Raw genomic sequence first — 12,667 nt, forward strand, 5'->3', positions numbered from 1 at the left:
AAAAGGATAGAGACATGAACACTACCGGCACTCCGCACCGCTTTCCCGCTTTGAATCGTCTTCTTGTGGCGGTAGCGATCGCCATTGCAGCGGGCGCAGCTTCGCCGGTCGGGGCTGCAGTGACCTGCGCTGTCGATGTCGGCTATTCGCCGGAGGGGACCGCCGACCAACTCGTGATGACCTCGATCGAGCGCGCGCGACAGTCGATTCGGCTCTCTGCTTACACGTTCACGTCTCCGTCCGTTGCGCGTGCGCTCGTCGCGGCTAAGCACCGGGGCATCGACGTCGCGGTGGTAGCGGATGCGAAGGAAAGTGCGAAGCGGACTCAGCAGGCGGCACTCAACGTCCTCGTCCAGGCTGGTATCCCGACACGAACGATTTCGGCGTACGCGATCCACCACGACAAATTCATCGTCATCGATGGGGCCGCCGTCGAGACCGGCTCATTCAACTTCAGCGCTGCAGCTGCGCGGCGCAACAGCGAGAACGCACTGCTTCTGACCGGCTGCCCTGACTTGGCACGGAGCTATCTCAACCACTGGCAGTCGCGCTGGAACCAAGGCGTCGACTACACGCTTGCCTATTAAGCGAGGTGCAGATTTGAACAGCGACGCCCTCCATTCCTTGTTGGCACCGTTGGCTGTCGATGAGACAGCTGATGAAGCTGCTCACTCGACACACGGCGAACGACACGTACCGACTGCATTTCCCGAGCTCACCCGTTCGCGCGTGGAATTGAGCCTAGATCTGCTCGCCGGCACGATTGTGACGCGCAGCTACCCGGATCAGCTGTTGCCGCCGCAGGATGTCCTGGCCGCAGAGTTCGGTGTTAGCCGGACGGTGCTACGTGAAGCAATCAGCCGACTGCTCGCGCGCAACATGGTAGAGGTCCGCCCGAAATCCGGCACACGGATCATTGATGCTCGTCAGTGGCGCGTGATTGATCGCGAAGTAGTCAAATGGCGCCGGCAAGCCAGAGCGGACTCGGCGTTCCAACGAGATCTGGCAGCCGTGCGCCAACTGATCGAACCGCTTGCTGCGGCCGAGGCGGCCGCCTTCTCAGATGACGCAACTCGCGAGCTGATCTTGGCCGCCTGCTATCGCCGCCTGGCGCCGATCAACCGCGCGGACTACGAGAAATCGAGGGAGACGCTGCATGTCGCCGTTCTGGCCGCGAGCCGCAATCAGCTCCTGCAGCAGATGACGTGCTTTGCGGAAACCCGGCGCGATCCGGACCCGACCGACGGGTCCGCGATGGTGGACATTGCCGACGGCGAGCGTCAGGCGCTTTCGATGCTTGCGGCAGCGTTCCGCGATCGGGATGCCCGAGCCGCATTCGACGCCATGGAGCGGGTCAATGCTTGGGATTTGTCAGGCGCCAGGAGCGGTCATGCGTGAATCGACCCGTACTTTGACTGATGGGGACAACGCTCAGCGTGTCCGCACGCGCTGGTCCCCGATCGCCCTTTTCTGGCTCGTCATCGGCTGCCTGGGCGTTGCGTTCTCGGCAGTGACACTCGTTGTTGCTGGAATGGACGGCGCGCTCGGTTGCATGGCATTCGGCATCGTCGCGATCATCATCGCCCGTCATGCCAGGCACTGGTCGTGATCGACGGGAGACAAACGATGACGCCTGCACACACCGATTCCAACCTCTGGCCAGCGCGCTCGCGCCGGTATTGCGCGATTCGCCTCGCGGTCGTCGCGGCAGCCGGCACCCTCGCCCTGGCTGGCTTCGCATGCTGGGCCATCAACCCATGGTTCGACTACTCGATCAACCTGACGCACAGCCTGCCCGGAACCCTCTACATCACGCACATCGGCGAGCCCGTTAAGCGTGGCGATCTCGTCGCGTTTCGTTGGCAAGGCGGTGCTACCTACCCGCGCGGCGTGATCTTCATCAAGCGCGTCGCTGGCGTCGCCGGCGACATCGTGACGATCCGCAACGGCGTTTACTTCGTGAACGAGACGCCGATCGGCCGGGCGAAGTCCGTCACCCTCGCGGGTGTCCCGCTGACGCCTGCATCGCCCGGTGTGATTCCTAACGGGCGCTACTTTGTCGCGACACCGAATCCGAACAGCTTGGACTCACGGTACGCGCTGACCGGGAACATTCCGCAGCCCGCGATCATCGGGAGGACGTATGAAATTTTCTAAGGCGGCAATCGCCGCATTCATGCTTGCCGGCTCGACTGGCGTTGGCCACGCCGGGATGCTGGGCGCAATCGGTCCGACCTACCCGATTGCGGAACCCGACGCGGTCGCCCAGATCATCGCGAAACTGCGCGCAAAGGAGCGCACAGGTGAACTGAAGCGCTTACAGGAAGCGGCAACTCGCCGATCCCTCGACAGCGCTCAGCACCCGGCGCCAGTCGATGGGATCCGCACCGCAACTGAACGCAGCCAACGACTAATCGACCCTACCGTCACATACAGCAAGCCGGTGATGACCGACGACGGCCGGGTTGTCGTCCCCGCAGGCACGAAGCTCAATCCGCTAGACCTGATGCCGTTCACTGAGACGCTCGTGTTCTTTGACGGTCGCGACCCCGAACAGGCCGCAGGAGTCGAGCGGATGATGGCGCACGCCGACGTACGCGTGAAACCTATCTTGATCGCTGGTTCCTGGTTAGACCTGACGAAGCAGTTCAAGAAGCAGGTTTATTTTGATCAGCGCGGTGTGCTGACAGAACGGTTCGGCATTACGGTTGTGCCGGCCGTGATTCGCCAGCGAGGCAAGCAACTCGAACTGTCCGTGATTCCCGCGAAGGAGCTGCAATGATGCGCCGCCTCGCAACTCTTATTGGTTTCGTTGCGGCGCTGCTCACGAGCGGGCCGGTGCTGGCCGGCGTGTCGTCGAACTGTAACGGCAAATTCGCCAATCCGATCACGGACATCTGCTGGAGCTGCATTTTCCCGATCTCGTTGGGCGGCACTCCGATTATCAGCGCCGGCCAAGAGGACGGCGACAACCCCGGCGGCCTGCTGTGTGCTTGCGGTCCCGTCGTCGGCATCAAGATCGGATTCTGGGAACCCGTGCGTCGCGTCGACGTGACACGCGTGCCGTACTGCTTTGTTTCACTCGGCGGGATAAAGATCGATCCGGGCATTCGAGCGCCCGAAGGCGAGATCCGGATGCAGCAGGATCTGACAAAGCAATCCAGCTACCAGGTGCACTGGTATATCGACCCGATTCTGTTTTGGCTCGAGGTGCTGCTCGACTTCGCGTGTCTCGAGACGGGCAGTTTCGACGTGGCGTACCTCACCGAAATAGACCCGACCTGGAACGACGACGAGCTCACGATGCTGCTGAATCCGGAGACATTCCTGTTCGGCAACCCGATCGCGCAAGCAGCCTGCGCCGGTGATTGTGTGCTTTCGACGGCAGGCTTCGGCAGCAACGCATTGTTCTGGTGCGCCGGGTGCAACGGCTCTATCTATCCGTTCAACGGCCACGTTCAAGCCCATATCTCCCATGTTCAGGCCAGCTCGCTGCTCGTACAGCGGATGACTGCAAAGCTCCATCGGGAGGGACTCATGTGGGGAACGATGGGCGGTAGCGGGCTGTGTGGCAGCTATCCAATGCCCGTGATGGACAAGACCCAATACAAGTACCAGATGCTTTACCCGATCCCCGAGACGGCAAAAACGAATGGTCGTTGTTGTCAACCGTACGGGCGCACCACTGCAATCTGGGGCGCCGGCAAAAGCTATCCGTACAAGGGTGAAGACTTCTCGTACATGGTGTTCCGCAAGAAAAACTGCTGCCTCGGCGTGCTGCCATGAACGATTACCACTACGTCGCGAAGCAAATTTTTGCATTGGTGCCGAAGTTACTTTTCAACATCGGGGAATAGCCATGTTCGATCACGTCTACAGTTTGCCGTTCAGCAAGCGAGCGTTGACGCTCAGCTGCGCGCGCGTCGAACGCTGATGGCCGCTACGGTGGCATCGGCGGTTATGGCTTTTTCAGCTCATGCGTCAGCGCAGTATGTCGCCGTCAATTCGACGGGCACCGCTGCGCAAGCCAGCGGAACCGATAGCATCGCAGTCGGGGTGGGCACGACGGCCGCCGGTAGCGACAGCACCGCGATCGGCACGAAAGCGAGCGTCGTTCCTGCAGCCGACACGGGATCGATGGCGCTCGGTTACGGGGCGACGGTCGCTCCCGTTGGTGCGGCCACGTCTTCCGGAAACCTCGCGATAGGCATGAATGCGACGGTTGGCGGAACTGTCGGCGGAGGCAGCATTTCGAATGCAATCGCAATCGGCACGGGGGCATTGTCGGAGCGCTCGGGCGGTATCTCGATCGGCGCGTCGACCCATAACGCGGGTGCTGCAATCGCGATCGGCAACGGGGCAAATACTGGTATCGACGGTCAGATTGCGATCGGCACGAACGCGCTCGCTGACCCAGCGTCAATCGGCTCGCCCGGAGGCGTCGCGATCGGGCAAGACTCGTATACGAGCGGGGTTGGCGCTGCGTTGGGCATGTCTGCGCACGCTTCCGGAAACTCGGTGGCCGCCGGCGCTAACTCTTTTGCCGGATGGCGAGCGACAGCGATCGGCGTGCAGGCAAGCGCCACCGGCAACACGTCCGTCGCGATCGGTTATCAAAGTACCGACGGCGGGCGCGATCAAGTGGTCAGCGTTGGCGCAAGCGGGCTCACGCGCGCCATTACGAATGTGACTGCTGGCACGACCACGACGGATGCAGCAAACGTCGGGCAGTTGCCCGGCACAATCAGCGGTAACGTCGTGACGATGGGTAACACGTTGACGCCGGGGGCCAGCGCTGGTCCGGCAACGGTCACGAACGTGGCGGCTGGCGCTCTGACGGGAGGGAGCACGGACGCAGTGAACGGCTCTCAGCTCGCCACGACCAATCTGGCCGTAACGGTCAATAAGCAGCTCCTCGACAATCTATCGGGGCGCGTTGTGAACGGCACGATCGGTCTGGTGCAGCAGACCCGCGGCGCACCGGGCAGCGGCCCGATCACGGTCGGCGCGCAGACCGGCGGCACATCGGTCGATTTCGCCGGCACGGACGGCGCACGCACGCTCTCGGGCGTTGCGGCCGGCGCGGCAACGACGGATGCGGTCAACGTCGGCCAGCTGAACACGGTGGCCGGCGTCGCGACCAATGCCGTCCAGTACGACAACGCCGGCCATACGTCGGTCACGCTCGGCGGCACGACAGCTGTAGCGCCGGTCGCGCTCACGAACGTTGCCGCCGGCACGGTGTCGGCATCGAGCACCGATGCCGTGAACGGCTCGCAGCTGTTCACGACCAATCAGGCCGTCACGAACACCTCGACGGCCGTCTCGAACCTGTCGGCCGGCATCAACGCCGGCACGGTCGGCCTGGTACAGCAGACCGGCGGCGCTCCGGGCAACGGCCCGATCACGGTCGGCGCACAGACCGGCGGCACGTCGGTCGACTTCACCGGCACGGCCGGCGCGCGCACGCTCTCGGGCGTCGCCGCTGGCACGCTGTCGGCATCCAGCTCGGATGCCGTCAACGGCTCGCAGCTGTACGCGACGAACCACGCGGTCGCGAGCGCCTCGTCGTCAGTCACGAACCTGTCGGCCGGCATCAACGCCGGCACGGTCGGCCTGGTGCAGCAGGCCGGCGGCGCTCCGGGCAACGGCCCGATCACGGTCGGTGCGCTGACTGCCGGGGCGTCCGTCGATTTCACCGGCACGGCCGGCGCGCGCGCGCTGTCCGGGGTCGCGGCCGGCACTGCCGCAACCGATGCGGTCAACGTAAGCCAGCTGACAGCGGTCGCCGGTACGGCCTCGAACTCGGTGCAGTACGACAATGCTGGCCACACGTCGGTCACGCTCGGCGGTCCATCAGCTGCAACGCCGGTCGCGCTCACGAACGTGGCCGCCGGTGCGCTGTCCGCCTCGAGCGATGAAGCCGTCAACGGCTCGCAGCTGTTCACGACCAATCAGGCGGTCGCGAACACATCGACCGTGGTCACGACCCTGTCGACCAGTATCAACGCAGGGACGGTCGGCCTGGTACAGCAGACCGGCGGTGCGCCCGGCAACGGACCGATCACGGTCGGTGCGCAAACCGGCGGCACATCGGTCGACTTCACCGGCACGGCCGGCGCGCGCACGCTGTCCGGTGTCGCGGCCGGTACGGCAACGACGGATGCAGCCAACATCGGCCAGCTGAGCACGGTTGCCGACGTCGCAGCGAACTCGGTGCAGTACGACAACGCCGGCCACACGTTAGTCACCCTCGGCGGTGCAACAGCTACAGCGCCGGTCGCGCTCACGAACGTGGCCGCCGGCGCGCTGTCGGCCTCGAGCACGGATGCCGTCAACGGCGGCCAGCTGTTCACGACGAACCAGGCGGCCGCAAACACGTCGACGGCGGTCACGAACCTGACGAACAGCATCAGCTCCGGTACGGTCGGACTGGTGCAGCAGACCGGCGGCGCTCCGAGCAGCGGTGCGATCACGGTCGGCGCGCAGACGGGCGGCACAGCGGTCGACTTCGCCGGCACGGCCGGCACGCGCACGCTGTCCGGCGTCGCGGCCGGCACCGCCGCAACCGATGCCGTCAACGTGAGCCAGCTGATTGCGGTCGCCGGCACCGCATCGAACTCGGTGCAGTACGACAACGCAGGCCACACGTCGGTGACGCTCGGGGGGACTGGAACTACAGCGCCGATCCCGCTTACGAACGTGGCCGCCGGCGCGCTGTCGGCCTCGAGCTTGGATGCGGTCAACGGCGGCCAGCTGTTCACGACCAACCAGGCCGTCGCGAACGCGTCATCGTCGATCACGACCCTGACCACCAGCATCAACGCAGGGACGGTCGGCCTCGTGCGGCAGACCGGCGGTGCGCCCGGCAACGGGCCGATCACGGTCGGCGCGCTTACTGGTGGCACCTCTGTCGACTTCGCGGGCACCAGTGGCGCACGCACGCTGTCCGGCGTCGCGGCCGGTAACGCCGCGACCGATGCCGTCAACGTGAGCCAACTGACGGCAGTCGCTGGCACCGCGTCGAACTCAGTCCAGTACGACAACGCGAGCCACATGTCGGTGACGCTCGGCGGTGCAGCCGCTGCAGCGCCGGTCGCGCTCACGAATGTGGCCGCCGGCGCGCTGTCGGCCTCGAGCACCGACGCAGTCAACGGTGGCCAGCTGTTCGCGACGAATCAGGCGGTCGCGAACACGTCGACGGTGGTCACGAACCTGTCGTCAAGCATCAACGCCGGCATGGTCGGCCTGGTGCAACAGAACGGTGGTGCGCCCGGCAATGGCCCGATCACGGTCGGCGGGCAAACCGGCGGCACGACTGTCGTCTTTGCTGGCACCGGCGGCGCACGCACGCTGTCCGGCGTCGCGGCTGGCTCCGCCGCAACCGATGCCGTCAACGTGAGCCAACTGACGGCAGTCGCTGGCACCGCGTCGAACTCGGTGCAGTACGACAACACCGGCCATACGTCGGTGACGCTCGGTGGTTCGGCTGCCGCAGCGCCCGTCGCACTGACGAATGTTGCGGCCGGTGCGCTGTCGGCCTCGAGCTCGGATGCGGTCAACGGTGCCCAGTTGTTCGCGACGAATCAGGCCGTCGCGAACACGTCGACGTCGGTCACGAATCTGGTGACCAGCATCAACGCAGGGACGGTCGGCCTGGTCCAGCAGACCGGCGGTGCGCCCGGCAACGGCCCGATCACGATCGGTGTGCTTACCGGCGGGACATCCGTGAATTTCGCCGGCACGAGCGGTGCGCGCACGCTGTCTGGCGTCGCAGCCGGCGCGGCGACGACCGACGCCGTCAATGTCGGGCAGCTCAACACGGTTGCGGGCGCGGCATCGAACTCCGTCCAGTACGACAACGCTGGCCACACGTCGGTCACGCTCGGCGGCACAGGGGCTGCAGCACCTGTCGCACTTACCAACGTGGCGGCCGGCGCCCTGTCGGCCGCGAGCACGGATGCGGTGAATGGTGCGCAACTGTACGCGACGAATCAGGCGCTGGCAGGCACGACCACGACCGTGAACACGCTGTCGACGGGTATCGCCACTGGCACCATCGGGCTCGTGCAGCAGCTGGGCGGCGCCCCTGGTACCGGGACGATCACGGTCGGTGCGGCAACCGGTGGCACGGCAGTCGATTTCTCCGGCACCAGCGGTGCGCGGCAACTGAAGGGGGTTGCCGCTGGGACCGACGCGACCGATGCAGTCAACGTCAGCCAGCTCAATGCCACCGTCAGTAACGCGACGGCAAATGCCGTCGTCTACGACAGCGCGGCGCGATCAATCGTGACGCTCGGCGGCCTCGGCGCATCGGTGCCGGTGACGTTGCGCAATGTGGCGGCTGGCGTGCTGTCCGGCAATAGCACGGACGCTGTCAACGGCTCCCAGCTCTACGCGACTAACCAGGTTGTCGCTGCCAACACGGGTGCGATCGACGCTCTCACGAACAGCCTGACCGACGTGCAGCGCTCCATGGCCAAGAACACGGCCCAACTGCAGCCGATCGTGAGCGCCGATGCGTTGAAGTACTTCGCAGCGTCGTCGACCGGTGCACCTGCGAGCGCGAGCAGCACAGAGACAGTTGCAGCTGGAGGCAATGCGCTTGCCGCCGGCGCCAACAGTGTCGCAATCGGCACCGGCGCACAGGCAATCGGTAGTGGCGCTCTCGCGCTCGGTGCGAATACCTCGGCAAAGGGAAGCAACTCGATCGCCCTCGGTCAGGGTTCCGCCGCGTCGGCCGACAACACCGTATCAATCGGCAACAGTGCGACAGGACTCACGCGCACTCTGACGAATGTCTCCGCCGGCGTGTCACCGACCGATGCCGTCAACGTCCGGCAGCTCAGCGACGCGGTCGGCGGGCTGCGCTCGCAGATCGAGCACGACCGGGCCGATGCGAACGGTGGCTCGGCCAGTGCCGTTGCGATCGCATCGCTCCCGCAGGCGCCCGCGCCTGGTCGCAGCGTCGTGTCGATCGGCGGGGGCACGTACGCAGGTCAATCTGCAGTGGCTGTCGGCATGTCCACCTACGGCGGTCGATGGATCCTGAAGGCATCCGGGTCGACCAACACACGCGGCACGGTCGCCGCCGGTGCCGGTGCCGCCTATGTCTGGTAATGCCGTCGCCAACCTTCTCATGTACCTGGAGACTCTGATGAAACGACCCACCAAACGCACTGCCCTGCTGACTGCCGGCGTTGCCGTCACAGCGTTCCTCATTACCGTCAGCGCCGGTCATCGCGCTTGGCCGATCGTCGCGGCATCGCTCTTGGCGATCCCACTGGCCGCCCTTTTCATCGACGTCATGCAGCGTTCGCGTCGACGGCAGATGCGCGGCCTACCCGTTGCGACGATCACCGAGGCCACCGTCTGGGAGTTACGGCTGAACGATGTGCCAGCGGCCGAGGTGCGCGAGCACGTCGTCCGTCGTATTGAACACGAACTCGACCACGAACGGCAATGGGACCTTCGAATTTCATCGATCGTCAGCTACGCCGCGGCTGTGCTGCGCCAGCTCGGGTACACCGCGCTGTGCATACCGGGCGCGATCTTCGTATTCGCGGGCCTGTCATGGGCTGCAGATCCGGCCGGGTTCGCGCATCTCGCACATCAGATCCTGAACGCCAGCGAGTCGGATCTGCGTACGGCGGTCGACGGTATTGTCTGGACTGCTATCGGTTTCAGCGGCATGGTGATGGTGATGTGGCAAGCCTTTGGGCAGCAGACCCGGATGCGGGATCACTACGAAGAAGCGTGGCGCGAGCAGATCCGCCTTGCGGCACGCATTGCCCCACGAGGCGACCTCACGCTGCACCTGTCGAGCAAGGAAGCGCCGGCGGGATTTCGCGTGACGCGAGGTCCGCGACACACCGTGAATTACTGGCAGGACAGCCGGCGCAGCTCGCCCGATCGACGCGACGTTGCCTGAAGGAAATCGTCCGCACAAAAGAAAAACCCCCGTTGACGGACGGGGGCTCTTCAAGATGATGCGCGACGGAGAAAAGAGCAAAAGTCGGCGACACCCACAACGAAGCCGATTCTATCGAAGCTCTTTTCGCTGTCAAGCGACATCTGTGTGACCACAACCATCATAAATTGAGCGCCAGATGAATCGAATCACCGAGGGCGGGAAATACTCCCGAAATGCGGAGCTCGCCGTGCCAGCGACGCTCCGAGATGGCCGTCGCCACCGGCGCGAACCAGCGCACTCACGAACAATCGATCAGCCGACGTCGATCGGCAAGGAGCGCGGCCGCCGATAGGTTCGCGCGTGAACTTCCCTTCCATCGATCCGTTCCAGGCCGGCCGCCGCAACGCGGCCAGCATGGAAGCGCCTGATCCGTTCGCGGCTGCGGCCGCGGCGATCGACACGCATGGCGTCGGCACAACCAGGGTGCCGCTGCCAGAGCGCCTATGGCCGGACGATATTCCGTCGCCGGCGCCGGCGAACGCACCGCGGATTCTACGGGAGCTCAAAGCCCGGCTGTCGCGCTACCTCGACAAGCCGGCGCAGTGGCTCGCGCAGTTGAACGCCGCGAACGGCAGCCGGCGCCAGCAACGCAGCGAGCGCCGCCTCGCGTGTGTCCAGCTCGCCCGCGCGATGATCAAGTACTGCGACCTGCGTACGATGCGTATCGGCGTGCCTGGCGCAGCCGGCTGGGTCGACTTCACACTTCCCTATCTGGCTTCTCAGGCCGGGCTGTCGGAGCGCCGAGCCGAGCGCGCGCTCCGCGACCTGCAGAAGGCACGGCTGGTGAAGGTGCGGCGCCAATGCGAACTCGAGCAAACCGAGCGCGGCGTGCGTTACAAGGGCGTTGCGTCGATCAAGTATCTGACGTCGACGCTGTTCGAGGCCTTCGGGCTCGGGAAATGGTTGCGGCACGAGCGCACGCGCGCGCATCTGCGTGCGCAGCGTCGCGCGAACCAGCAGCACAAACGAACACAGCGGGGTTCCGCGCTGGGTGCGCAGCTCGTCGAGCAGCTGGCCAGCATTGAAGCCCGCGCTCGGCGCCAAGCTGCGGCAGTCGATGCCGCACAGCATGATGCGGCCGATCTCGAGCGCGCGATCAAGCTTCGCGTCGGCGAACTGCTGCATGCCCATCCCGACTGGGACCGGGATACTCTCTACGCCGCCGCCCGGCGGCAGCTCGCCCCACCTGGCTCCGCCTAGCAGGCGCGTTCTAGCCGGCTCCACGACCTGACCTTCCACCATCGCGCAAGCGAGGTACCAGCACGCCTGGATGGCCGATTTTGCGGCTTTCCAGGAGCGCCAGCGAGACCGCGTCGGCAAAAAAGCACCGGCGGCCGCGCGATTTCGTGATTGGCGCGCGCAGCGCTGTGGATAAGAGCATTTAAATGTCGGGTCCGATCGTATTTAAGTGTCGGTTCTTATTCAGGACACAGATCCTACCTACCCCCTCTAAATCCACCCGCGGCTACGCCGCGGCTTCACGCAGGCTTCGCCTGCTTGCGAAGGAAACACCTTCGCGCCACGTGCGCTATCCACCGGCAGGCCGTAAGCGCTACGGCGGCCACCGGCCGCCGCACCGCTAACGGCGCGTAAATCACCAGCGCCCGGCAAGCCGGCCGCTGGCTCAACGCGCGCGAGGGCGCGCCCGGCTGCCCGCAGTTGTCACCGAGCCTCGACCGCCCATGAGCTTGCAGAAAGGGGGGTAACCAAACGCGCAACTAACGGTCAATCGACTTACATCCCACAACAACGCACCGTGCCCCTTCAAACCGCCGGTCTACAACGTGCGGGGCCTCCCGCAACATAAATCTTCTCCGGTAAATTTCGTTCGCCCGGTGTAGTCGCGCGATACCCTACTGGTAGGGCTACGCCTATGGGAGACGACGATGTGCTACTCGGCAAAGATCCAAGCCAACTATCGCGAGTACGTGCGGCGCTATGGCGCCGACATGGACATTGAGACGTTCAGACGCATGTTCTTCGCGCGCGCATCGGGGACCGACATCAAGATCCCGAAAGCGGTCGACGCCGCGTTTGCTGGTGTCGACGAAGAGATCACTGCTGCGATCGCCACGTATCGAGGTCAGCGAACACGGAAGCTGGAGACCGATCTGTTCGAGCAGCGCACTCGGCTGGCGGCCGCTGAGAAGAAGCTGACCGAGAAGGTCACGAAGAAGGCCAGCGAGGACGTCCGGATCGCCACGGACAAGATCGATGCGGCAGCCCGGGGGCTCGACGACCTTCGCCGGCAGGACCTCCAAGAGCGTGATTCGCGGATCTTCCCCGGGTGGTATGCGCCCGTGCTGATCGAGCTCGACGGCAAGCGCCTGGTCGTGCCGATGCGGTATCGATGCCGTATTCCGGGCTGGACCGAGGCGGATGAAAAACAGAAGCCTGCAACTTATAACGCGCGGGCGGACTCGCTCAGTACCGCCTGGCGGAAGGTTTTCGGCTTCACGCACGGCCTATTGTTGGTCGACGCGTTCTTCGAAAACGTGAAGCGCGACGGCCAGAATGTCGTGCTTCGCTTCGACCCGACGCCCCCGCAACACATGCGGGTCGCTTGCCTGTGGACGCGCACCGAGATCCTTGGCGGCGACGACCTATGGTCGTTCGCGGCGATCACCGACGACCCACCGCCGGAAGTGGCGGCAGCTGGCCACGATAGGTGTGTCTGAATACTACTAACTATTA

Annotated in this window: 10 protein-coding genes and 1 pseudogene; all 11 read left to right on the forward strand. The window is 64.8% G+C overall.

What is annotated here, in order from left to right:
* The first annotated feature begins 14 nt into the window (after window positions 1–14).
* The 11 genes and pseudogenes from L810_RS26115 (at window position 15) to L810_RS26160 (ending at window position 12,651) form a co-directional block, all read left to right on the forward strand.
* Window positions 15–587 (forward strand): phospholipase D family protein, encoded by a 573-nt coding sequence (locus L810_RS26115; protein ID WP_042976225.1) that lies wholly within the window; start codon window positions 15–17, stop codon window positions 585–587.
* A gap of 13 nt (window positions 588–600) precedes the next feature.
* Complete coding sequence (locus tag L810_RS26120; RefSeq protein WP_081712909.1) at window positions 601–1,398, forward strand: FadR/GntR family transcriptional regulator; 798 nt, start codon at window positions 601–603, stop codon at window positions 1,396–1,398.
* Window positions 1,391–1,609, forward strand: a complete 219-nt coding sequence (locus L810_RS26125; protein ID WP_021161309.1) for a hypothetical protein — start codon at window positions 1,391–1,393, stop codon at window positions 1,607–1,609. Before L810_RS26120 ends, L810_RS26125 begins: the two co-directional genes overlap by 8 nt.
* A 17-nt stretch (window positions 1,610–1,626) precedes the next feature.
* Window positions 1,627–2,157 carry a signal peptidase I gene (gene lepB / locus L810_RS26130; RefSeq protein WP_081712910.1) on the forward strand — a complete coding sequence of 177 codons (531 nt, stop codon included), beginning with the start codon at window positions 1,627–1,629 and terminating at the stop codon, window positions 2,155–2,157.
* Entirely contained in the window at window positions 2,144–2,782 is a 639-nt protein-coding gene (traW, locus tag L810_RS26135; RefSeq protein ID WP_021161311.1) for a type-F conjugative transfer system protein TraW, read from the forward strand. The genes lepB and traW overlap by 14 nt, the downstream gene beginning before the upstream one ends.
* Complete coding sequence (gene traU, locus L810_RS26140) at window positions 2,782–3,786, forward strand: conjugal transfer pilus assembly protein TraU (protein ID WP_155836375.1); 1,005 nt, start codon at window positions 2,782–2,784, stop codon at window positions 3,784–3,786. The genes traW and traU overlap by 1 nt, the downstream gene beginning before the upstream one ends.
* A 174-nt stretch (window positions 3,787–3,960) precedes the next feature.
* Window positions 3,961–4,071: pseudogene (locus L810_RS49945) on the forward strand (hypothetical protein); the annotation flags it as partial.
* Between the two features lie 414 nt (window positions 4,072–4,485).
* A complete protein-coding gene (locus L810_RS48740) occupies window positions 4,486–9,120 on the forward strand; it encodes a YadA-like family protein (protein WP_063625749.1) in 4,635 nt (1,544 codons plus the stop codon).
* 37 nt (window positions 9,121–9,157) lie between these two features.
* Entirely contained in the window at window positions 9,158–9,931 is a 774-nt protein-coding gene (locus L810_RS26150; protein ID WP_042976243.1) for a hypothetical protein, read from the forward strand.
* A 396-nt stretch (window positions 9,932–10,327) separates the two neighbouring features.
* On the forward strand, window positions 10,328–11,173 hold the full coding sequence (locus L810_RS26155) for a Crp/Fnr family transcriptional regulator (protein WP_155836373.1): 846 nt from the start codon (window positions 10,328–10,330) through the stop codon (window positions 11,171–11,173).
* 686 nt (window positions 11,174–11,859) lie between these two features.
* Entirely contained in the window at window positions 11,860–12,651 is a 792-nt protein-coding gene (locus tag L810_RS26160; protein ID WP_021161317.1) for an SOS response-associated peptidase family protein, read from the forward strand.
* Window positions 12,652–12,667 lie beyond the last annotated feature (16 nt).

This window comes from Burkholderia sp. AU4i, assembly GCF_000466765.1.
Classification (GTDB): Bacteria; Pseudomonadota; Gammaproteobacteria; order Burkholderiales; family Burkholderiaceae; genus Burkholderia; species Burkholderia cepacia.